This is a genomic window from Cryobacterium glucosi (genome assembly GCF_004402235.1).
In the GTDB taxonomy this organism is placed as follows: Bacteria; Actinomycetota; Actinomycetes; order Actinomycetales; family Microbacteriaceae; genus Cryobacterium; species Cryobacterium glucosi.
The window spans coordinates 62,381-83,726 of sequence record NZ_SOFS01000032.1 but is presented as its reverse complement, the minus strand read 5'-3'; the positions used below and the strand labels follow the sequence as shown (position 1 = coordinate 83,726).

The window sequence follows — 21,346 nt, the reverse complement described above, 5'->3', positions numbered from 1 at the left end:
AGCGGGGCGACAGCGGGGGAATTGTCTACTGGTGTCCTACCCAGGAGGCACCATGACCGCAGCAATCGAAGCCCGCGGGCTCACCAAACGATTCGGCACGACCCAGGCACTCGCCGGAATCGACCTCACCGTCGGACCCGGCCGGGTGCTCGGCGTCCTCGGCCCCAACGGCGCGGGCAAGACCTCCGCCGTGCGCATTCTCGCGACCCTGCTGAAGCCCGACGCCGGCACCGTCACGGTCGCCGGCTTCGACGTCGTCACCCACCCCGTCGACGTGCGCCGCCGGATCGGCCTGACCGGCCAGTACGCGAGCGTCGACGAGGACCTGCGCGGCGTCGAGAACCTCGTGATGATCGGGCGCCTCCTCGGGCTGTCCCGCTCCGATGCGAAGGCCCGCGCCGCCGAGCTCCTCGAGGAATTCGAGCTGACCGACGCCGGTGGCCGCCTCGCCAAGACCTATTCCGGCGGCATGCGCCGCCGCCTCGACCTCGCGGCCTCGCTCATCGGCCGTCCGAGCGTCGTCTTCCTCGACGAACCGACCACGGGCCTCGACCCCGCCAAGCGCGACGACGTCTGGGAGATGATCCGCACCCTCGTGCGCCAGGGCACGACCGTGCTGCTGACGACGCAGTACCTCGAAGAAGCGGATGCCCTCGCGAACGAGATCACCGTCATCGACCACGGTCTCGTCATCGCCCACGACACCCCGGAGGGCCTGAAGCGCCAGGTCGGCGGGCAGACCCTCGAGGTGCGGCCGGCCGACGACCGGGACCTGGACCGCGTCACCGCCCTGCTCGCCTCCGTCGGCACCCGCGCCCCCGAGTTTCCAGCCCCGAGCCTCGTCTCGGTCCCCGTCGCCGGCGCGGATGCCCTCACCGCGACCGTCGCCCGGCTGCACGCCGAGAACATCGCCGTCACCGAGCTCTCGCTGCGGCTCCCGAGCCTCGACGAGGTCTTCTACTCCCTGACCGGTCACACGCCGGCAGTACCCTCCGCCACCGGCCTCGTCACGGAAGGAGCCGCATCATGATCGTCCGCGACTCGCTGATCCTCGCCCAGCGCACCGTCACCAAGATGGTGCGGAACCCCGAGCAGTTCCTCGACGTCTCGGTGCAGCCGATCGTGATGACGGTGATCTTCGTGTTCATCTTCGGCGGCGCGATCGCCGGGACGAGCCAGGACTACCTCCAGTTCGCGCTTCCCGGCATCATCGTGCAGACGATCATGACCACGGCGATGACCATCGGCGTCAACCTCAACTCCGACCTGAAGAACGGGGTGTTCGACCGGTTCCGGTCCCTGCCGATCGCCCGGTCCGCCCCCCTCATGGGCGCCGTGACTGGCGACGTGGTGCGGCACAGCATCGCGATCGGCGTCACCCTCGCCTTCGGCGCGGCGATCGGCTTCCGCTTCCTGACCCCGTGGTACTCGGTTGTGACGGCCATCGTGCTCATGATCGTGTTCGCGATGAGCCTGTGCTGGACATCCGTGTTCATCGGCATGCTCGCCCGCAGCTCGGGCGCCGTGCAGGGTTTGTCGTTCCTGATCGTCTTTCCGCTCACCTTCGGCTCCTCGGCGTTCGTGCCCGCGGCGACCATGCCCGGCTGGCTCCAGGGCTGGGTCGCGATCAATCCGGTCACCCACGTCACCGACGCGATGCGCGGCCTCCTGGTCGGCAACTCGATCATGACCCCGGGCACAAGCGTCGGCGGCGAAGTCCTCTGGGTGCTGCTCTCCTGCGTCGTCCTCGTCGGCGTCTTCTTCCCCCTGGCGATGCGCGCATACCGCACGAAGCTCTAGCGCGATTCCCTCCCGCGCGCGGGGGCGGGATCAGCCGGCCGGGTCGATCAGGGCGCGGAGGGTCGCGAGGGCGTGCGGGCGCGAGGAGGGCGCCGGCGTCGCCCGGTCGATGCCGTGGGCGGCGGCGGCCTGTTCGATCGCGATCGCTCGCGGTTCGAGGCGGTCGTAAGCCCCGATGATCGCCGAGGAGAGGTCGAGCGCCCGCACGGCCTCCTCGACCTGCCCGCGGGCGAGCGCGAGGCCGCCGAGACTCAGTGCGACCTGGCCGATCACGGGGTGGTCGAGGCTCGCGATCGCGGCATCGGCGGCCACGCGAATGGCCCGCTCCGCGGCATCCGCGTCGCCCTGAAGGAGCTCGAGCTCCGCGCGGCGCACCCCGATCATGGCGACGAGCTGGGCGGGCATGTTCGGCCAGCCGGACGCGAGGTCCTCGATCCTGGCGAGCCGGGCGCTCGCGGCTCCCGTGTCGCGGTCGTTCAGGTCGAGCACGAGTGCGGTGGCCTCGGCCTGGATCACGGTGAAGATATTGCCGGACTCCGCAGCCCCTGCGAGGAGTTCATCCGCGCGCTCCCGCGCCGCCGCGAGCCTGCCCTGCCGCAGCATGATCGACACGGCGAGCGCCTGCTGCTGGGCGAGGTCCCAGCTCGAGGTGATGCGGCTCATGTTCGCGGTCGACGCGTCCGTCACGTCGAGCGCCTCGTCCAGGCGCCCCTGCAGGCTGAACCACTCCGCGCGCATCTGCTGCGCGAGGGCGAGGCCCCAGAGGTCGCCGATCGCCTCGAACGCGCGCACGGCGTGGGCGGATGCCTCGCCGAGCTCGGCGATGTCGCCGCGGTTCTGCGCCGTGGCGGCCCGAATCACGTGCAGCATGGCCGCGGGCCAGGGATCAAGGCCGAGTTCCTCGCCGCTCGGGATCCGCACCCGCAGCATCCAGCCCTCCTCTCCGAACGAGGTCCGGAACGCGGACAGGAGCGGGAAGGCGAGCTGCATCAGTTCGCCGCCCCTCCCCGGCGGGTCCTGCGCCCACGCGTCGAACGCACGCCGTGCGGCCTCGGCGAGCGCCTCGGGGACGAGTGCCGAGTCACGAGCGGCATCGGGATTGGCCTCCTCTGCGGAGAAGGCCCGGACGACCGGCGTGAACAGCACAATGGCGCGTGCTTCATCGCTGTCGACCTCTGCGGCCAGTTCGCTCACCGCGCCGAGCCAGACGCCGAGCTCGTCCCTCCGCTCCCGGATCCCCCAGTACCACACGCAGGCGAGCGCGACCCGGACCGCGGGCTCGGCGAGACGCGCGCTCGTTGTGTACCGGAGCGCCGCAGTCACATTGTCGTCTTCGGCGTCGAACCACGCGATCGCCTCGCGGATCCGCGGCCCGCGCATCAGCGCATCGGCGGCCTCCGCCCGCACCGCGATGTATCCGGCCTGCGCCGCGCGCTCGGCCGCGAGGGTCCCGGCCTCCGCGAGCCGTTCGATGCCGTATTCGCGGATGGTCTCGAGCAGCCGGTAGCGTCCGCGTTCGCGGTGCAGCAGCGACTTGTCCACGAGGCTCTCGAAGACGGATGCCCCGACGAGCCCGGCCGTGGCGGCGACGTCGGCCGCATCCCGGGTGTCGATCCCGGCGGGGAACACCGCGAGCCGGCCGAGCGCCGTGCGTTCGTCCGCCGAGAGCAGGCTCCAGCTCCAGTCGATCAGGGCGCGGAGGGTCTGGTGCCGCGGCAGTGCCGTGCGGTACCCGCCGGTGAGGAGGGTGAAGCGATTGTCGAGGCCGTCGAGGACCTCGTCGAGGGTCATCGTGCGGAGCTTCGCCGCGGCAAGCTCGAGGGCGAGCGGCAGCCCGTCGAGGCGCGCGCAGATCCGGGCGGCGCCGGCCAGTTCCCCGGTAGCGAGGCCGGCGCCCCGCGCGGCGAGGGCCCGCTGGCCGAACAGCTCGAGAGCGGCGAACTCGCGCAGGCGCTCCGGCGACCCCGGCGTGTCCGGAGTGTCGATGGCGGCCTCGAGCTCTGACTCGCTCGGGTGCGGCAACGACCCGACGGTGACAAAGGACTCGCCGGGGATTCCGAGCGGCTCGCGACTCGTAGCGAGAATCGTCAGTGCGGGCAGCGCGCCGAGCAGGCTCTCCGCGAGCCGCGCGGCCGCGTCGATGACGTGCTCGCAATTGTCGAGCACGAGCACGACCGCGCGCCCGAGAAGCGCCTCGACGACCCGTTCGAGGCTGCCCACGGGCTCGACGGGCGCGTCCGAGGTGCGCAGTTCGCGCCCGGTGGCCGCGAGCACCGCGGCGAGCACCTCGCCCGGACCCACCGGGGCGAGCTCGACGAGCACGGCACCACGGATGCCCGCTGCCGTTTCGAGCGCGAGGCGCGTCTTCCCGATTCCCCCGGTTCCGACGATCGTGACCAGCCGGGACACGGCGAGCTGCTCCTCGATCGCCGCGAGTTCACGCTCCCGGCCGACGAGGCGGGTGAGGGACACCGGGATGCCGCGGGCCGCGGAGGGTGCGAAGGCCACGGAGGGTGCGCAGCCATCCGGGGCTGCGCCATCCAGGGCTGTGAGTTCGAGTGCCCTGGCCCGGTCGCGGGCGAGGTCGCGGAGGAACCAGTCGAAGTCCGGGGACGGGATCCAGGGTTCGCCAGCCCAGAGCGCGAGGGCCGCGAGCGCGGCGCGTCGGGCATCCGCCGGCAAGGCAGTCCCCGCCGCGGCAACCGCCTCGGCCACGAGGTCTTCGAAACGGAGTGCGTCGACATCGGACCTGGCGAGCAGGAGGCGGTAGCCGCCGACCGTCGACTCGATCACTCCGGGAGGGAGCTGGGCCCGGAGCCGGGAGACGATGGACTGGAGGGCGGCCCGCTGGTTCTCGGGCGCATCGCGGGACCAGACGTCCTCGGAGATCGCCCGGTAGCTCACCGCCGTTCCCGCGTCGACGGCAAGCCGGAACAGCACGGCGAGCTGCATCGACCCCGTCACGGGAACCTGCCGTCCGTCGTGCTCGACACTCAGTCCGCCCAGCAGTCGAATTCGCACGGGGTTAACTCTAAGTGCCGGTCAGGCGGCATACGCTTGAGTGATGCTCCGGATCCTTTTCGATTCCCCCCTCAGCAGGGCCGGGTATCTCTATGCGACGGCCGTCGGGCTGGTCTGGGGAGGGCTCCTCAGCACCGGGCGCGTCGAGCGGCGCGGCGGCCTGATCGTCTTCCGTGGCCTGCCGAACTGGGCCTTCGGCCGCGGCGGGTCCTGCGTCGGCGGCTGCTACCTCACCCGGGACAACGTCTCCGACGCGATCCTCGAACACGAGGCCGTGCACAAACGGCAGTGGCAGCGCTACGGCATGCTGTTCCCGCTGTTCTACCGCGCGGCCGGCAGCAACCCGCTCACCAACCGTTTTGAAATCGAGGCCGGCCTGGAAAAGGGCGGCTACCTGACCAAGAGGAAGTCATGACCGACACGTCCGAAGCATCCGCACCGTCCGCTCGCACCATCATCATCACCGGGGGCAGCGACGGCATCGGCGCGGCCGCGGCCCGCGCGCTGAGCCGCACCGGCGCATCCGTCGTCATCGTGGGACGCTCGGCGGCCAAGACCGCCGCCGTCGCAGCACCGCTCGGCGCCGACTCGTTCACCGCCGACTTCGCCAGCCTCGACGAGGTGCGCGCTCTCGCCGCGACCCTCCTTGAGCGCTACCCGCGCATCGACGTGCTCGCCAACAACGCCGGCGGCATCATGGGCAAGCGGGTCCTCACCGTCGACGGCCACGAGAAGACCTTCCAGGTCAACCACCTCGCGCCGTTCCTGCTCACGACGCTCCTCACCGACCGGCTGCTGGAGAGCCACGCCCGGGTGATCAACACCGCGAGCGTGGCGAACAGCGTCTACGCCCGGTTCGACATCGACGACCTCGATGCGAGCGCGAAGTATTCACCCAACCGGGCTTACGGCAACGCCAAGCTCGCCAACATCCTCTTCACCCGCGAGCTGCACCACCGCTACCACGAGCAGGGCCTCACGACTGCGGCGTTCCACCCCGGCGTCGTCGCGACGAGTTTCTCGTCGAACTCGACGAGCGTGATGCGCTTCATCTACCAGACCCCGCTCAAGCGGATGCTGATCACACCGGAGCAGGGCGCAGACACCCTGGTCTGGCTCGCCACGGCTCCCCTGGACGAATGGATCTCCGGCGAGTACTACGACAAGCGCCTGGTCGCGAAGGCGAACAAGCTCGCCTACGACCCGGCGCTCGCCGCAGCCCTCTGGGAGCGCAGCGGGGCGATGGTGGCTGCGACCGCCCAGGCCGCACCCACCCTCGAATAGCCGCTACGGCGTCCGCCCGCTTACTCCGAGTACCGCGTTACTCCGAGTACTGGGCGGATGCCTCTGCGAGCATGTCCGCCTCTGCCCACGTCGCGAGGTTCGCGCGCAGTGCAGCGCCGAGCGTGGCGTCGACGCTCGTCCAGTACCAGATCGCGCGTTCGGTGACCTCAGGGCGCTGCACGCCGCTGATCGCACCCGTGATGGTGTCGAGGAAGCGGGCCTTGGCCGCGTCGTCGAACACGTCGCGATAGAGCGTCCCGGCCTGGCCGAAGTCGCTGTCCTCGCTGCGCAGCACGGCGGCGGCACGGAGCAGCTCGCCGTCGTTCTCCCAGCTGCCCTCGCCCGCGAGCAGCGGGTCGGCCACCGGGCCGCCGAGCGAGTTCGGCGCGTAGTTCGGGGCCTCTGGAGCGTTGAAGTGGTGCCTGCCGGCGCCGTCCTGCGAGTAGTTGTTCACCGGGGCTGCGTGCGGGGCGTTGACGGGCAGCTCAGCGTAGTTCGTGCCGACCCGGTATCGCGCGGCATCCGGGTAGGAGAAGATGCGCGCCATCAGCATCTTGTCGGGGCTCGCCGCGATGCCGGGCACGAAGTTGGCCGGCGAGAACGCGGCCTGCTCGATTTCGGCGAAGAAGTTCTGCGGGTTGCGGTTGAGCGTGTGCACACCGACCTCGATGAGCGGGTAGTCGGCGTGCGGCCAGACCTTGGTCAGGTCGAAGGGGTTGAACCGGTAGGTCTTGGCGTCCTCGTACGGCATGATCTGCACCGAGACGGTCCAGGACGGGAAGTTGCCTGCCTCGATCGCGTCGTGCAGGTCGCGGCGGTAGTAGTCGGCGTCTGCGCCGGCGATGAGCTCGGCCTCAGAGCCCTCCATCTCGACGTTGCCCTGGTTGGAGGCGAAGTGATACTTGACCCAGAAGCGCTCGCCGGCGGCATTGATCCACTGGTAGGTGTGCGAGCCGAAGCCGGGCATCTCGCGCCAGGAGCGCGGCAGGCCGCGGTCGCCCATCAGGTAGGTGACCTGGTGCGCGGACTCCGGCGAGAGGGTCCAGAAGTCCCACTGCATCGTGGCATCGCGCAGGCCGGAGCCGGGCAGCCGCTTCTGGGAGTGGATGAAGTCGGGGAACTTGATGCCGTCTCGGATGAAGAACACCGGGGTGTTGTTGCCGACGATGTCGTAGTTGCCCTCCGTCGTGTAGAACTTGACCGAGAAGCCGCGCACGTCGCGCCAGGTGTCCGGACTGCCCTGCTCGCCGGCGACACTCGAGAATCGCTGCAGCGTCTCGGTGCTCGTGCCCGGCTGGAAGACCGCGGCGCGGGTGTACGCGGACACGTCGCCGGTGACCTCGAACACGCCGTGCGCTCCGCCGCCCTTGGCGTGCACGATCCGCTCCGGGATGCGCTCGCGGTTGAACTGCGCGAGCTTTTCGACCAGATAGCGGTCGTGCAGGGCCGCGACGCCGTCCGTCCCGACGGTGAGGGAATGCTCGTCGCTCGCGACGGGGGTTCCGGTCTGGGTGGTGGTCGGCTTGATCGGCCCGGTGTTCGACTCGCTGTTGGACTCGGTGGTCATGCTGCTCCTTTGTTCGACTACATGTGCACTGCGTAGGTCAGGGATGAGTGGGTGGATGGCCGGCCGGGAGATGGGGCTCTGCGCCCGCGGCCTGGCAGTCGGGGCAGAGCCCCCAGTAGGTGACCTCCGCGGCGTGCACGGCGAAACCGGCCGCGTCGCTCGGCTCGAGGCAGGGCGCCTCGCCGACGGCGCAGTCCACGTCCTGCACGGCGGCGCAGCGCGAGCAGATCACGTGGTGGTGGTTGTCGCCGACCCGGCGCTCGTAGAGCGCAGGAGACCCGGACGGTTCGATCCTGCGGGTGAGACCCGCCGAGGTGAAGGCCGCGAGCACGCCGTAGACCGCCTGCAGCGACGTTCCGGGCAACTCGGTCCGCACCACGGCGAAGAGCCGCTCGGCACTCGCGTGCGGGGAATCGTCGAGGGCCCGCAGCACGGCGAGGCGCGGCGCGGTGACCTTGAGTCCCGATCGGCGGATGCTGTCACCGAGCTGCCCTGGCTCGCCCGGCCGCGAGAATCCCGGGTTTTTGCTCGGCGTCCCGGTCGTCGTCATGCCCTCACGCTAACAGTTGTTTTGATTTCCTCAAAACAATTCACCGAATGTTCAGAAACGCCGGATGTTCAGGAAGCGGGGGTCAGGAGCGAGGGTCAGGAGCGGGGAGCGGTGTCGCCGTCACCATCGGCGCCGCCGGCAAGGGCGCCGCGGTAGACGTCGAGCACCCGCGACAGGAAGGCCGCGATGACCTCGCGCTCCTCCGCGGGGAGGTCACGGGTGACCGTGGCGACTCCCCCGATCACCGGCATGAGCGCTCCGACGGCCTTCTCCACCGATTTCGCTGCGGGCAGGACGACGACCTTCCGCCGGTCCGAGGTGTGCGCCTCGCGCCGGGCATGACCGAGTGCGACGAGCCGGTCGACCACAAGGGTGGTCGCTGCCGTCGAGATGTCGAGCCGCCGGGAGAGTTCGCTCGGTGTGAGCGAACCGGCCGTGATCAGGTGTTCCATTGCGGACAGGTCGGTCGGATTCACCGCGAGGGCCTGTCCGACCTGGCGCTCGAACGCCCGGGACAGCACTACGAATTCCCGCAGCTGGGTGCCGATCTCGCCGGAATAGGGCAGGCCGATGTCGTTGTCGCCGACAAGGGGTTGGACGGCGCCGGTCGGCGCACCGCTTGGTGCACCAGCCGGGAGCGGGGACTTGCGAGGCTCTGCCATGACCGCCATACTAGTCCTGACATTGCTAGGATGCTTAGCAATCAGGACTATTGGAGGAAAAGTGCTCGGGATTGTGCGCATCATCACGGGTCGGCGCACGGCCTGGGTCGTCCTCGTCGGCGCCGTCATCGCCGTCGGACTGCTGTTCGCACTGCTGCCGAAGAGCGCCGGGAACGACTTCCCGACGTCCGGGCTGCCCACGTCGAGCCAGGCGGCCAGGGTCGATGCCCTCCTCGCCGACTTCCCCTCGGCGAAGCAGACCTCCGCGATCGTCGTCTGGAACCGCGGTGGCGACACGACCGGCGCGGAGAGCGCGCTGACGGAGACGGACAAGGCCGCGATCACCGCGCAGGCCGCCGAACTCGGCGCACTGTCGACCGCCCCGCGGGCGACCACGCCCCGGTTCAGCGACGACGGGCTCGCGGCGATCAGCGTCGTGCCGCTCGAGGCCGCCGCCGTCAGCGCCGACGTCAAGGGCACGGCCGCGGACATCCGCTCGGCCGCCTCGAGCGACCTGCCCTCCGGCCTGAGTTCCTACGTGACCGGGCCGGTCGGGTTCCAGGCCGACATCTCCAACGCCTTCGCGGGCGCCGATTTCCGGCTGCTGCTCGTGACCGTGATCGTCGTCGCGGCACTTCTGATCATCACGTACCGCAGCCCCGTGCTCTGGATCGTGCCGCTCGTGGTCGTCGGACTGGCCGACGGGCTCGCCGGCGTCGTCGTGAGCGCCCTCGCCGGGCCGTTCGGCATCACCCTGGACGCAAGCGTTTCGGGCATCCAGTCCGTGCTCGTCTTCGGTGCGGGCACCAACTACGCACTGCTGCTCGTCGCCCGCTACCGCGAGGAACTGCTGCACACCGAGAGCAGGAACGAGGCGATGCGGATCGCCGTGCGGAGCGCAGGCCCCGCGATCGCCGCGAGCGGAGGGACCGTCGCGCTGAGCCTGCTGACCCTGCTCTTCGCCGAGCTCTCCGGCAACCGCGCGCTCGGTTTCGCCTGCGCGATCGGTGTCGTCATCGCGATCCTGTTCGCCCTGATCGTCCTTCCCGCCGCCCTCGTCGTCTGCGGCCGCGGGCTGTTCTGGCCGTTCGTGCCGCGCTACGACCCCGCGTCGCCCCGCGTGCACACCGGATTCTGGTCCCGGCTCGGCCGCGGCGTCGCCCGGCGCCCTGTGGCGATCATCGTCGCCTCCGCGCTCGGGCTCGGCGCCCTGAGTCTGGGACTGGTCGGGGCATCCGTCGGGCTCTCGCAGGCGGACCAGCTGCTCGGCAACCCGGAATCGGTGCAGGCGCAGGCCATCGTTGACGCCTCGTTCTCGTCGGGGCTCACGAGCCAGACCATCGTGCTCGCACCGGATGCCTCGGCGACAGAGGCCGCGAGCCTCGCCACAACGACAGCGGGCGTCGCAACGGTGCAGCCGGGCGAGAGCGCGAACGGGCGCACCCGGCTCAACCTGTCGCTTTCGAGCGAACCGGGAAGTGAGACGACCTTCGCCACCATCACCGCGCTGCGCACCGCATACGCGGATGCCGGCGGCGCGGTCGCGGATTCCCTCGTCGGCGGCACAGACGCGACGGCCCTCGACACCCGCACGAGTTCGCAGCGCGACCAGGACCTGATCCTGCCGATGATCCTCGCGATCGTCTTCGGCATCCTCGCCCTGCTGCTCCGCTCCCTCGTCGCGCCGGTCCTGCTGATCCTGAGCGTGCTCGCGACGTTCTTCGCGAGCCTCGGCGCTTCCAACCTGATCTTCCAGAACCTGCTCGGCTTCCCGGCTTTCAATACGAACGTCGTGCTGTTCGCGTTCCTGTTCCTCGTCGCGCTCGGGGTGGACTACAACATCTTCCTCACGACGAGGGCGCGGGAGGAGGCCCGGCTGCACGGCACCCGGGAGGGCATGGTGCGCGCCCTCTCCTCGACCGGAGCGGTGATCACGAGCGCCGGCATCCTGATCGCAGCGGTCTTCGTCGTGCTCGGGGTACTCCCGGTCGTCGCGCTCGCGCAGATCGGCGTGATCGTGTGCCTCGGCGTGCTGCTCGACACCCTGCTCGTCCGCACCCTCGTGGTTCCCGCGCTCGTGTTCCTCACCGGCGACCGGTTCTGGTGGCCGTCGCACCCGGCACTCCGCGAGTAGCGGGGCGCCGAGCGCCGGCAGACCTCGCGAGTACAGTGTCCGCATGACTGCGGTGCTCGAGCGGATGCTGCCGGCGTGGCTCGTTCGGCATCCGCTGCGGTCGGGCTGGGCCTGGCTGGCCCTCTGGGGTGTCGTGGTCGCCTCCGACGCCCTCTCGCCCTGGGTTCCCGGTCCCGGCTGGTACGCGGTCGTGCTGCTCGCCGCGCTGCCGGCCCTCGCGGCGACAGTGTGGCTGCTCGCGGCCACACCGCGCGACCACCTTCCTCCCGCGAACGACTCGGTGCTCGGCCATTTCTTCGTGCGATTCCTCGCGCTGTGTGCGGCATTCCTGGTCTGGGGGGTGTCCGTGGTCGCGAGTTCGTCGATCTCGACGGCGATCCAGGCCGCGGCCAATGACAATGACGCCGAGGTGACCGGGCTCGGCTTCACGCTCATGCTCGCGCGATCCCGGTGGTACTGCTCGTACTGTGGATGGCCTTCGTCGTTCGGTGCAGCTGGTTCCTGCGGCGGTTGCGCGGCTGGCGCGAGCTGCCGGAGGCGCACGCGGTTCCGGAGGACTTCCTGCGGACCAGCCCGCGCTTACGATCCGCGATCGTGGGGCTCGCCCACCCGGGGCTGCTCCTCGCCGGCGGGCTCGGGGCATCCGTGCTCGCCGTGCTTCTCGGCGGACCCGAGTTCACGCTGCATCTCACGCCCTGACCCGCGCCCCCGGACGGGGCAGTGCGGCTCAGCGGGCGAGCGGGCCGCCGACCTTGGTCAGCAGCGTCTGGAACGCGCGGGGTGCCGCGCGGAGCTCCGAGCGGGCCGTGAGCGCACCGGCGGCGTGGAAGGCCTGGGCGACGTTGATGATCTCGTACTGCACGAGCGAACCCTCCTCCTCCGCGAGCACGCGGTACTCGCCTCGGTACCACCAGTCCCCCTGCACCACGATCAGGCGCTCGGCGGGATCGGCCCGGAAATGCCGGTTGATCGTGGCGACCCCCTCGCTCGGTGCGGGCATCAGCGCCGCTAGCAGCCGCACGAACACGGTCTCCGGCGGCGCTTCGAGGTGCCCAGCGAAGGACCGCAGCACGGTGTGTCGAGGCGGCAGCTCGAACGAGACCTCCGGATCGGTCACGGGTTACTTCAGGCTCTTCTGGAGCAGCACGGTTCCGAGCCAGCGGTCGAACTTGAAGCCGACCTTGCCCATCCGGCCGATCTCCTTGAACCCGAAGTCGAGGTGCAGCTTGATCGACGCGTCGGCGCCCTGGTCGGCGATCACGGCGATGATCTCCTTGAGGCCCGCATCCTTGGAGCGCGTGATGAGCTCGCCGAGCAGCACCCGGCCGAGTCCCTTGCCTGTCGAGGCCGCTCCGAGGTAGATCGAGTTCTCGACGGTGAACCGGAACGCGCGCTTCTCTTTCCACGGCGTCACGAGCGCGTAGCCGAGGATCTGACCGGCGGGCGACACGGCCACGATGAAGGGCATGCCGAGCTTGCCGAGGTAGTAGAACTTACTGCGCCAGGCGGCGAGGGTCATCGGGTCGACGTCGAAGGTGACCGTGCTGTTGGCGACGTAGTAGTTGTAGATCTCGCGGATGTACGGCAGGTCGGTGATCAGCGCGTCCCGCATCGAGTACTCGAACGGAGCCTCGGTCTCCGGCGCCGGGCGCAGGTGCCTGGGCAACTGCCGGCGCGGCTGGTATTCCTCTTCAAGCATGGCTGGCTCCTCCCACGGACTTCCAGATTACCCGAGTGTCCAGTCGACGGGCGCTGCGCCCTGCTCGGCGAGGAGCGCGTTCGCGCGGCTGAAGGGCCTCGACCCGAAAAAGCCCCGCCGCGCGGACAGCGGGCTCGGATGCGCCGACTCGATCACCGGGGTGTTGCCGAGCAACGGCCGCAGCCTCGCGGCGTCCTTCCCCCAGAGGATCGCGACGAGGGGCGTGCCGCGGGCGACGAGGGCACGGATGGCCTGGTCCGTGACGGCCTCCCAGCCGTGCCCGCGGTGCGAACCCGGCTCACCGGCGCGCACGGTGAGCACCCGGTTGAGCAGCAGCACTCCCTGGGCCGACCAGGCCGAGAGGTCTCCGGTGCGCAGGGTCACCCCGACGTCCGACTGGAGCTCGGCACCGATGTTCACGAGGCTCCGCGGCAAGGGCCGCACGGCGGGATCGACCGCGAAGGCGAGGCCGAGCGGATGCCCCGGCATCGGATACGGGTCCTGGCCGACCAGGAGCACGCGTACCGCCCGGAACGGTTCGCGGAAGGCGCGCAGCACGGTCGCCGGCGCCGGCAGCCAGGGTCGCCCGGCGGCCGACTCGGCGTCGAGGAAACCGGTCGCCTGGGCCAGCGCGCCCGCCGCGGGGGCGAGGGCCGCTGCCCAGCCGGGGTCGACCGATGACGGGTCGATCGACGACGGGTCGATCACGGCCTAGGCGCCGAAGGTGCTGACGAGTACGCCGTTCTCGGACTGGCTGACCCGCCAGACGCTGCCGGAGCCGACGACGCGGAGGGCGCCTTCCCCGACGATGAGCGCGGTGTTCTCGTCGACAGCGAGGCCGCCGTCGATGAGGCCGGCTTCCGTTGCGGCGATGAGGCGGGACAGGGTTCCCCACTGGGCGGCGTGCACGTCGACGGTGACGTCGAGCAGGCCGATGCCGGGCTGGATGGTGAGTTCGTCGAGGCCTTCAGAGGCCGCTTCCGCGCTGACCTCGACCTCGCCCAGGCGCCAGCCGCCGACGAGGGCACGCTCTGCGGCGATCATGGCACCGGCGGAGTAGCCGAGGTACGGCACGCCGGCGGACACCTGGCGGCGGATCTCGCCTGCGATCGGGGTGAGTGCGGCAAGGTAGGCGGGCGTGAGCCCGCCGCCGACGATGATGCCGTCGACGTCCGCGATCGCGGGCAGGGTCGCCGCGTCGCTCAGTGCGAGTTCGGTGATCTTCGCCTCGAAGACCCCGGCCGCACCGAGCGCCTCGGCGAGCTTCGCGGCGTGCTGGGCGGCGTCGTCAACAGCGTCGTCAACAGCAGCGGTGCCGGGCGCACGCACCGCGATGATCGCGATCCGTGGTTCGTCGCGACCGGCCGCCGTGGCACGCACGGTCGCCTCGGCGAGGAATGGACCGAACACGGCCGCGCTGTGTTCGGCGGCCCAGCCGCCGCCGACGAGGTGGATGCTCATGCGACGACGCCCGCAACGGCAGGCGCGACGACGACATTCTCCACTGCGGAGGGGGCGACGACGGTCGCGACGATGGGGGCGAGCAGGGCCGTCACTTCAGGCGCGTCGACGATCGGCAGCGCCGACCACGGGAACACGATCCAGTCGTCGGTCTCGCGCCAGGTGTAGTCCGGGACGAGGACCGTGCGCGGCTTGGTGTACAGGGTCGCGCAGCGCACCTCGGCCGCCGACTCCCGCAACATCGCGAGCACGAGCGCGAGGGTGCGCCCCGAGTCGGAGACGTCGTCGACGAGCAGCACGCTGAGTCCGGCAAGTGCCGGCGCGTCGAGCATCGGACCGGAGAGCACCGGCTCGGGCAGGCGTTCGTCGACCCCGGTGTAGAACTGCACGTTGATGCTGCCGCAGTTCTTCGTGCCGAGCGCGTACGACATCGCGCCCGCGAGCAGCAGGCCGCCGCGCGCGATCGCGATCACGACGTCCGGGTGGAATCCGCTCGACAGCACGTCGACGGCCAGTTGCCGCGAGGCAGCGGCGAAGTCCTCCCAGCCGAGGATTTCCCGCTGGATGCCGGTCGTGTCAGTTGCTGAGTCGTCTGCTTCGAATGCCATTGTCCAATGGTAGGTCACCGGCCGGTTGGAGGTCGGGTTCCGGTTCAGCGGCGAGGTGCCGTTCCGGGTGCCCGTCATAGAGCGAGAGCGGCCGGATCAGGGAGTTCGAAGCGGTCTGTTCGATGATGTGCGCGGTCCAGCCGGCGATCCGGGAGGCCACGAAGAGGGGCGTGAAGGTCAGGGTGTCGAAGCCCATCAGGTAGTACGCCGGTCCCGACGGGTAGTCGAGGTTCGGCAGGATACCGGTGCGCTCCTTCATCCCCGCCGCGAGGCGCTCGTAGAGCTCGATCAGGTCCGGGCGCTGGTAGTGCTCGACCAGGGTGAGCAGCGCGGTCTTCATCGTCGGCACCCGGGAGTCGCCGTGCTTGTAGACGCGGTGCCCGAAACCCATCACCTTGTGATGCGCGTCGAGGGTCTCCTTGAGCCAGGCATCCGCTCGTTCGCCGGAGCCTTCGCCGAGGCCGATCTGCTCGAACGTGTGCATCACGGCTTCGTTGGCGCCGCCGTGCAGCGCACCCTTGAGGGCGCCGACCGCCCCGGTGATCGCCGAGTGCAGGTCGCTCATCGTGGACGTGATCACGCGCGCGGTGAAGGTGGATGCGTTGAAGGAGTGGTCGGCGTACATGATCATCGACACGTCGAAGGCCTCGACGACGACGAGTTCCGGCACCTCGCCGAAGGTCATGAACAGGAAGTTCGCCGAGTAGCCGAGGTCGTCGCGCGGTTCGATCGGCTCGAGCCCGTGGCGGCGGCGCTGGTCGTAGGCGACGATCGCGGGCATCTGGGACCAGAGCCGCAGGCCCTTGGCCTTGTTCGCCTCCGGGGAGGCGTCGTCGACCTGCGGGTCGAAGGCGCCGATCAGGCTCACGGCGGTCCGCACGACGTCCATCGGGTGCGCGGTCAGGGGAAGCTCGTCGATCACGCGGCGCACGGCGGGCTGGAGGTGGCGGAGGGACCGCTCCTCGTCTTCGAACGCGGCGAGCTCGTCGGGCGTCGGGAGTTCGCCGTTCCAGAGCAGGTAGGTGACCTCCTCGAAGCTCTTCTGCGCGGCGAGTTCCTGCACCGGGTAGCCCCGGTAGAGCAGGGAGTTCGACAGGTCGTTGACCTTCGAGACGCGGGTGCGGTCGACCACGATTCCGGCGAGGCCCTTGTAGACCGTCGGTTCGGTGACGGCTGGTTCGTTCTGACTCATGTCGCTCCTTCGCGTGCGGTGAGTGCGTGGTTACGCGGGCAGGGTGGGGTTGAGGGTGAAATTGAAAACGCCGGAGTCGAAGTGATTGTACGACTCGTAGTCGAGCAGTTCGTAGAGCTTCGAGCGGTGCTGCATCTCTGGCAGCATCGACTCGAGCGAGCCGTGTTCGACGATCGCGTCGAGGCCGCGGTCTGCGGCGCCCATCGCGAGGCGCAACAGCGAGACGGGGAAGATCACGAGGTTCATCCCGACATCGGCGAGCTGCTGCACGGTGAAGAGCTCCCCCTTGCCGAACTCGGTCATGTTCGCGAGCACGGGCACGTCGACGGCCGCACGGATCGCCGCGAATTCGGCGAGCGACGCCATCGCCTCGGGAAAGATCGCGTCGGCGCCCGCGTCGACGAGTGCCTTCGCCCTGTCGACGGCCGCGGCGAGACCGTCGACGGCACGGATGTCGGTGCGCGCCATCACGAGGAAGTTCGGGTCCCTGCGGGCATCGACGGCCGCGCGGATGCGCTTGCTGGCCGTCTCGAGGTCGACGACCTGCTTGCCGTCGAGGTGGCCGCAGCGTTTCGGGTTGACCTGGTCCTCGATGTGCATCCCGGCGAGGCCGGCGTCCTCGAGGGTCTGCACGGTGCGCGCGACGTTCATCGGCTCGCCGAATCCGGTGTCGGCGTCGACGATCGCGGGCAGGTCGGTCATCCTGGCGATCTGCTGGCTGCGCCCGGCGACCTCGGTGAGAGTGGTCAGGCCGATGTCGGGCAGGCCGAGGTCTGCGGAGAGCACGGCGCCGGAGATGTAGACGCCCTCGAAGCCCTTCGCCTCGATCAGGCGCGCGGAAAGCGGGTTGAATGCCCCGGGAAACCGGAGCAGGCGTCCGCTGGCCAGGTCGCGGCGGAAACCCTCGCGCTTGGCGGCGGGGGTGCGTGTCGAATACAACATCAGAAGATTCCATTCGGGATGGGGACCGAGGTGAGCAGGCCGTTGCGGGCCACGATGGTGAGCTGGTCGAGGTCGTCGGCGGCGAGGTCGGGCAGGCGTTCGGCGTCGTCGAGGAAGCGCAGGATCTCACCCTCCTCGAGCACGCCCGCCGCGAGCGTGCGGAACTTGTCAATGTACTCCGCCCGGCCGAAGGGCTGCGCGCCGAGCGGATGCGCGTCGGCGACGGCGAGCTCGTCGACGATCCGCTTGCCATTGGCCAGCTCGATCTCTACCCGGCCGCCGAAGGCCTTCTCGGCGGGGTCGAGCGAGTGGTAGCGTCGGGTCCACTCGACGTCCTCCTCGGTCGTGACCTTGTTCCAGAGGGCGATGGTGTCCGCGCGGCTCGCGCGTTCCGGCCGGTAGGAGTCGACGTGGTGCCAGCTGCCGTCCTGCAGTGCAACGGTGAAGATGTACGGGATCGAGTGGTCGAGGGTCTCCCTTGTCGCACTCGGGTCGTACTTCTGCGGGTCGTTCGCACCGGAGCCGATCACGTTGTGGGTGTGATGGCTCGTGTGGATCACGATCCGGGTGATGTTGGCCGGGTCGGCGAGTTCCGGGTGCTCGCGGTAGAGCTTGCGGGCGAGGTCGATGAGGGCCTGGGCCTGGTACTCGGCGGAGTGTTCCTTCGTGTAACTGTCCAGGATGGCCCGCTTGGCCTCGCCCCGGCCCGGCAGGGCGACCTGGTAGGAAGCCTCCGGACCGTCGAGGAGCCACGCGATGACGCCGTCTTCGCCCTCGTAGATCGGGGTCGGACTCGTCTCGCCGCGCATGGCGCGGTCGACGGATTCGACGGCCATCTTGCCGGCGAATGCAGGCGCGTACGCCTTCCAGCTCGAGATCTCACCCTTGCGGGACTGCCGGGTGGCCGTTGTGGTGTGTAGGGCCTGGCCGATGGCCTGGAAGATCGTCTCGGTGTCGAGGCCGAGCAGGGTGCCGATCCCGGCGGCGGCCGACGGGCCGAGGTGGGCGACGTGGTCGATCTTGTGCGCGTGCAGGCTGATCGCCCGCACGAGGTCGATCTGGATCTCGTAGCCGGTCGCGATCCCGCGCACGAGGTCCCGCCCGCTCAGGCCGCGGGTGACGGCGAGGTGCTGGGCGACGGCGAGGACCGGCGGGATGTTGTCGCCGGGGTGGGAGTACTCGGCGGCGAGGAAGGTGTCGTGATAGTCCAGCTCGCGGACGGCGACGCCGTTGGCCCACGCCGCCCATTCCGGCGAGACCCGGCGGGAACGCTGTTCGCCGAACACGGTCGCGCCGACGCCGTTGAAGGAGCGCGGATGCGCGAGCGCCTGCGAGCGCGCGGCGACGACCGGTCGCCGGGTGAGCGAGGCCGCTGCGACGGCGGCATTGTCGATGACCCGGTTGATGATCATCTCGGTCACCTCGGCGGAGACCTCCACCGGGTCGGACGCGCACTCGGCGATCTTCCAGGCGAGCTGATCCGTGCGGGCCAGGTCTTCGTCGCTGCGGTGGACTCGAACATCGTGAAGCTGCACAGGGTTCCCTTCGGTGGTTCGGTTGGACGGTGGTTCGGGTGGGCGGTGGTTCGGGTGGGCGCTGGTTCGGGTGGGCGCTGGTGCTTCAGTCGGCCTGGGCGGCCGGGTTCGCCTCGAGCGCGGCGAGGACGTTGCTGAGGCTCTGGTGGAGGTGGACGTGGGTGGCGTGGGCGGCGAGCGAGGTATCACCGGCGACGATGGCCTCGATGATGAGCAGGTGCTCGGCCGCCGCCGCCCGCAGCCGGGCCGGGTTGTGCCTGGCGAGCCTGCGGATCCTGGCGAGGTGGGTGCGCACGTTGGCGAGCGCGGTGACGAGGAACGGGTTGCCGACTGCCGCGTCGAGCGCGTCGTCGAAGTCGTCGATGAGCTCGTAGTACCGGTGCAGTCCGGCCTCGCCCAGCAGCAGCAGTTCGGGTGCCGTGCGGAACTGGTCGCGCAGCTCGAGGAAGACGTGGGGGTCGCGCCGGGTCGCCGCGATCCTGGCCGCGTGCTCCTCGAGGGCGCGGCGGAGTTCGTACAGTTCGTGGATGCTGTCGACGGACATCTCCGTGACCATGAAGCCGCGGCCGGCGCGGCCGGCGACGAGCCCGTCGGCGATCAGGCGGGCGATGGCGGCCCGGAGCGGCGTGCGCGAGACGCCGATGCGGTCGGACTGCTCGACCTCGAGGAGGCCGGCGCCCGGGGCGAGGACTCCGTCGAGGATTTCGTCGCGAAGCTGGCGGTAGGCGCGTTCGCTCGCGCTGACGACGGCGACCGGCGGTGCGGCCGTGCGGGTACCCACCGGAGTGGTGTTCCCCGACGTTGGGGTTTCTGTATACACAGACGCCATGCTATTCCCTTTTTACCCGGCGTGTGCAAGACTTCCTGAATTCTATGTATACATAGGAGCTTCAATGGGGAGGTTCACAGTGACATACACAGCGACAGGCACGGCGGGGAGCTACCGCGACTCCTGGCTGCGCTCGACGGATGCCGCGACCCGCGCCGACTTCTGGCTCGAGGCATCCGCCTTCATCGACTGGACCGTGCCCCCGCGCACCGCGCTCGAGGAGCGCGAGCCCGGGACCTGGCGCTGGTTCCCGGACGGCGAGCTCAACACGAGCTACAACGCCCTCGACCGGCACGTGCTCGCCGGCCGCGGCGACCAGGCCGCGGTCATCTACGACTCCGCGATGAGCGGCACCCGGGTCAGCATCAGCTACAGCCGGCTGCTCGACCGCGTCTCCCGGTTCGCCGGGGTGCTGCGCGCCCAGGGCGTCGGCGTCGGCGACCGGGTGATCGTCTACCTGCCGATGATCCCGGAGGCGATCGTGGCCATGCTCGCGTGCGCCAGGATCGGCGCCGTGCACTCCGTGGTCTTCGGCGGCTTCGCGGCGAGCGAACTCGCCGTGCGGATCGACGACGCCCGGCCCACCGTGATCGTGACCGCGTCGGGCGGGCTCGAGCCCGGCCGCGTCGTCGAATACCTGCCGCTCGTGAAGAAGGCTCTTGACCGGTCGCAGGGTTCGGTCCGCACCGTCATCGTGCGGGACCGCGAGTCGATCCCCGGGAGCGCGTCGGACTACGCCGTCGCGGGCACGGACACGGACACGGGCACGGACGCCGTCACCTGGCTCGACTGGGCGACCGAAGAGGATGCCGCGACCCCTGCCGAACCCGTGAGCCTCCGCTCTGAGGACCCGCTGTACATCCTCTATACCTCGGGAACGACCGGGAATCCGAAGGGCATCGTGCGCGACAACGGCGGACACGCCGTCGCGCTCGCCTGGTCGATGCGCAACATCTACGCCGCGGGGCCCGGAGACGTCTTCTGGGCGGCCTCGGACGTCGGCTGGGTCGTCGGGCACTCCTACATCGTCTACGCGCCGCTCCTCGTCGGGGCGACGACCGTCATCTATGAGGGCAAGCCGATCGGCACCCCCGACGCCGGCGCCTTCTGGCGGGTCGTCGAGGACTACAAGGTCACCGTGCTCTTCACCGCCCCGACCGCGATCCGGGCCATCCGCCGGGTCGACCCCGAGCTCGCCGAGCTGCAGAAGTACGACGTCTCGAGCCTGACCGGCCTCTTCCTCGCCGGGGAACGACTCGACCCCGAGACGTACCACTGGGCGAACGACGGGCTGCACTGCCCGGTGATCGACCACTGGTGGCAGACCGAGACAGGCTGGGCGATCTGCGCGAACCCGCGCGGCATCGAGGAAGTTCCGACCAAGCCGGGATCGGCGACGTTCCCGGTCGCGGGCTACGCCATCGAGATCCTCGACTCGAAGGGCCGGCCCGTGACGAAGGTCGGCAAGGAGGGCAACATCGCCATCCGCCTGCCGCTTCCGCCCGGAACCCTGCTCGGTGTCTGGGGCAGCGCGGAGCGGTATGCGAGCGCCTATCTCTCCGCCTTCCCCGGCTACTATGCGACGGGCGACTCCGGCCATTTCGACGCCGACGGCTACCTCTACGTGATGGGCCGCACCGACGACGTGATCAACGTGGCCGGGCACCGACTGTCGACCGGATCCCTCGAGGAGGTACTCACCCTGCATCCGTCGGTCGCGGAGTGCGCCGTGCTCGGAGTGCACGACCCGCTCAAGGGCCAGCGCGCCGCGGGCTTCGTGACGCTCAAGGCCGGGGCGACGATCGACCACGACACCCTCGCCAAGGAACTCGTCGGACTCGTGCGCGAGCACGTCGGCCCGGTCGCCGCCTTCCGTGACGTGACGATCCTCGACCGGTTGCCGAAGACCCGCTCTGGCAAGATCCTGCGCAAGACGATCCGCCAGATCGTCGACGGCGAGCCGTACACGGTTCCCCCGACGATCGAGGACCCTGCCGTGCTCGACGCGCTCAAGCTCGCCGTGCACGGCACCGCCCACACCAGCTGAATCCTCTCCCCCAGA

Annotated in this window: 20 protein-coding genes; 7 read left to right on the top strand and 13 right to left on the bottom strand. The window is 70.0% G+C overall.

Annotated features, from left to right (window positions below; genetic code table 11):
• Positions 1-52 precede the first annotated feature (52 nt).
• Positions 53-1,030 carry an ATP-binding cassette domain-containing protein gene (locus E3O46_RS14135; RefSeq protein ID WP_134561921.1) on the top strand — a complete coding sequence of 326 codons (978 nt, stop codon included), beginning with the start codon at positions 53-55 and terminating at the stop codon, positions 1,028-1,030.
• Positions 1,027-1,800: an ABC transporter permease gene (locus E3O46_RS14130; RefSeq protein WP_134560651.1), complete on the top strand. Its 774-nt coding sequence runs from the start codon at positions 1,027-1,029 to the stop codon at positions 1,798-1,800. Before E3O46_RS14135 ends, E3O46_RS14130 begins: the two co-directional genes overlap by 4 nt.
• Before the next feature lie 30 nt (positions 1,801-1,830).
• Here the strand turns inward: E3O46_RS14130 and E3O46_RS14125 are convergent, their stop codons facing one another.
• Complete coding sequence (locus E3O46_RS14125; RefSeq protein ID WP_134561920.1) at positions 1,831-4,821, bottom strand: AfsR/SARP family transcriptional regulator; 2,991 nt, start codon at positions 4,819-4,821, stop codon at positions 1,831-1,833.
• 43 nt (positions 4,822-4,864) lie between these two features.
• Between E3O46_RS14125 and E3O46_RS14120 the strand changes: the two genes are divergently transcribed.
• Positions 4,865-5,236: a Fe-S oxidoreductase gene (locus E3O46_RS14120; RefSeq protein WP_134561919.1), complete on the top strand. Its 372-nt coding sequence runs from the start codon at positions 4,865-4,867 to the stop codon at positions 5,234-5,236.
• Positions 5,233-6,105: an SDR family NAD(P)-dependent oxidoreductase gene (locus tag E3O46_RS14115; protein WP_134560645.1), complete on the top strand. Its 873-nt coding sequence runs from the start codon at positions 5,233-5,235 to the stop codon at positions 6,103-6,105. Before E3O46_RS14120 ends, E3O46_RS14115 begins: the two co-directional genes overlap by 4 nt.
• Before the next feature lie 37 nt (positions 6,106-6,142).
• Here the strand turns inward: E3O46_RS14115 and E3O46_RS14110 are convergent, their stop codons facing one another.
• The 3 genes from E3O46_RS14110 to E3O46_RS14100 form a co-directional block, all read right to left on the bottom strand.
• On the bottom strand, positions 6,143-7,672 hold the full coding sequence (locus tag E3O46_RS14110; RefSeq protein ID WP_134449806.1) for a catalase: 1,530 nt from the start codon (positions 7,670-7,672) through the stop codon (positions 6,143-6,145).
• Positions 7,673-7,709: 37 nt separating this feature from the next.
• Positions 7,710-8,222: a Fur family transcriptional regulator gene (locus E3O46_RS14105; protein WP_134449805.1), complete on the bottom strand. Its 513-nt coding sequence runs from the start codon at positions 8,220-8,222 to the stop codon at positions 7,710-7,712.
• 95 nt (positions 8,223-8,317) lie between these two features.
• The gene (locus tag E3O46_RS14100) at positions 8,318-8,884 is read right to left on the bottom strand and encodes a MarR family winged helix-turn-helix transcriptional regulator (protein WP_134449804.1); all 567 of its coding nucleotides are present in this window, start codon (positions 8,882-8,884) and stop codon (positions 8,318-8,320) included.
• Positions 8,885-8,945: 61 nt separating this feature from the next.
• On the opposite strand from E3O46_RS14100, the gene E3O46_RS14095 reads away from it, so the two are divergent.
• Complete coding sequence (locus E3O46_RS14095) at positions 8,946-11,018, top strand: MMPL family transporter (RefSeq protein ID WP_134561918.1); 2,073 nt, start codon at positions 8,946-8,948, stop codon at positions 11,016-11,018.
• A gap of 471 nt (positions 11,019-11,489) precedes the next feature.
• Positions 11,490-11,717 carry a hypothetical protein gene (locus E3O46_RS14090; RefSeq protein ID WP_134561917.1) on the top strand — a complete coding sequence of 76 codons (228 nt, stop codon included), beginning with the start codon at positions 11,490-11,492 and terminating at the stop codon, positions 11,715-11,717.
• A gap of 28 nt (positions 11,718-11,745) precedes the next feature.
• Here the strand turns inward: E3O46_RS14090 and E3O46_RS14085 are convergent, their stop codons facing one another.
• From E3O46_RS14085 to E3O46_RS14045, 9 genes are all read right to left on the bottom strand, one after another.
• A complete protein-coding gene (locus E3O46_RS14085) occupies positions 11,746-12,135 on the bottom strand; it encodes a hypothetical protein (RefSeq protein WP_134449801.1) in 390 nt (129 codons plus the stop codon).
• Between the two features lie 3 nt (positions 12,136-12,138).
• On the bottom strand, positions 12,139-12,717 hold the full coding sequence (locus E3O46_RS14080; protein WP_134449800.1) for a GNAT family N-acetyltransferase: 579 nt from the start codon (positions 12,715-12,717) through the stop codon (positions 12,139-12,141).
• A 27-nt stretch (positions 12,718-12,744) separates the two neighbouring features.
• On the bottom strand, positions 12,745-13,425 hold the full coding sequence (locus E3O46_RS14075) for a uracil-DNA glycosylase (protein WP_241987428.1): 681 nt from the start codon (positions 13,423-13,425) through the stop codon (positions 12,745-12,747).
• 3 nt (positions 13,426-13,428) lie between these two features.
• Complete coding sequence (locus E3O46_RS14070) at positions 13,429-14,178, bottom strand: Type 1 glutamine amidotransferase-like domain-containing protein (protein WP_134560636.1); 750 nt, start codon at positions 14,176-14,178, stop codon at positions 13,429-13,431.
• Entirely contained in the window at positions 14,175-14,786 is a 612-nt protein-coding gene (locus E3O46_RS14065; RefSeq protein ID WP_134449797.1) for a phosphoribosyltransferase, read from the bottom strand. The genes E3O46_RS14070 and E3O46_RS14065 overlap by 4 nt, the downstream gene beginning before the upstream one ends.
• Positions 14,755-15,978: a bifunctional 2-methylcitrate synthase/citrate synthase gene (locus tag E3O46_RS14060; protein WP_134449796.1), complete on the bottom strand. Its 1,224-nt coding sequence runs from the start codon at positions 15,976-15,978 to the stop codon at positions 14,755-14,757. Before E3O46_RS14060 ends, E3O46_RS14065 begins: the two co-directional genes overlap by 32 nt.
• 30 nt (positions 15,979-16,008) lie before the next feature.
• Complete coding sequence (gene prpB / locus E3O46_RS14055; RefSeq protein WP_134560634.1) at positions 16,009-16,920, bottom strand: methylisocitrate lyase; 912 nt, start codon at positions 16,918-16,920, stop codon at positions 16,009-16,011.
• On the bottom strand, positions 16,920-18,455 hold the full coding sequence (locus E3O46_RS14050) for an MmgE/PrpD family protein (protein WP_134561916.1): 1,536 nt from the start codon (positions 18,453-18,455) through the stop codon (positions 16,920-16,922). The genes prpB and E3O46_RS14050 overlap by 1 nt, the downstream gene beginning before the upstream one ends.
• A gap of 85 nt (positions 18,456-18,540) precedes the next feature.
• Positions 18,541-19,275 (bottom strand): GntR family transcriptional regulator, encoded by a 735-nt coding sequence (locus E3O46_RS14045; RefSeq protein ID WP_322189561.1) that lies wholly within the window; start codon positions 19,273-19,275, stop codon positions 18,541-18,543.
• An 88-nt stretch (positions 19,276-19,363) separates the two neighbouring features.
• Here E3O46_RS14045 and E3O46_RS14040 point away from each other — a divergent pair, with 88 nt between their 5' ends.
• A complete protein-coding gene (locus tag E3O46_RS14040) occupies positions 19,364-21,331 on the top strand; it encodes an AMP-binding protein (protein ID WP_277612979.1) in 1,968 nt (655 codons plus the stop codon).
• Positions 21,332-21,346 lie beyond the last annotated feature (15 nt).

Bases quoted from the DNA above. Each gene is read 5' to 3' on its own strand.
- E3O46_RS14135 (WP_134561921.1), top strand. From the start codon at position 53: ATGACCGCAGCAATCGAAGCCCGCGGGCTCACCAAACGATTCGGCACG.
- E3O46_RS14130 (WP_134560651.1), top strand. From the start codon at position 1,027: ATGATCGTCCGCGACTCGCTGATCCTCGCCCAGCGCACCGTCACCAAG.
- E3O46_RS14120 (WP_134561919.1), top strand. From the start codon at position 4,865: ATGCTCCGGATCCTTTTCGATTCCCCCCTCAGCAGGGCCGGGTATCTC.
- E3O46_RS14115 (WP_134560645.1), top strand. From the start codon at position 5,233: ATGACCGACACGTCCGAAGCATCCGCACCGTCCGCTCGCACCATCATC.
- E3O46_RS14110 (WP_134449806.1), bottom strand. From the start codon at position 7,672: ATGACCACCGAGTCCAACAGCGAGTCGAACACCGGGCCGATCAAGCCG.
- E3O46_RS14105 (WP_134449805.1), bottom strand. From the start codon at position 8,222: ATGACGACGACCGGGACGCCGAGCAAAAACCCGGGATTCTCGCGGCCG.
- E3O46_RS14100 (WP_134449804.1), bottom strand. From the start codon at position 8,884: ATGGCAGAGCCTCGCAAGTCCCCGCTCCCGGCTGGTGCACCAAGCGGT.
- E3O46_RS14090 (WP_134561917.1), top strand. From the start codon at position 11,490: ATGGCCTTCGTCGTTCGGTGCAGCTGGTTCCTGCGGCGGTTGCGCGGC.
- E3O46_RS14080 (WP_134449800.1), bottom strand. From the start codon at position 12,717: ATGCTTGAAGAGGAATACCAGCCGCGCCGGCAGTTGCCCAGGCACCTG.
- E3O46_RS14070 (WP_134560636.1), bottom strand. From the start codon at position 14,178: ATGAGCATCCACCTCGTCGGCGGCGGCTGGGCCGCCGAACACAGCGCG.
- E3O46_RS14065 (WP_134449797.1), bottom strand. From the start codon at position 14,786: ATGGCATTCGAAGCAGACGACTCAGCAACTGACACGACCGGCATCCAG.
- E3O46_RS14060 (WP_134449796.1), bottom strand. From the start codon at position 15,978: ATGAGTCAGAACGAACCAGCCGTCACCGAACCGACGGTCTACAAGGGC.
- prpB (WP_134560634.1), bottom strand. From the start codon at position 16,920: ATGTTGTATTCGACACGCACCCCCGCCGCCAAGCGCGAGGGTTTCCGC.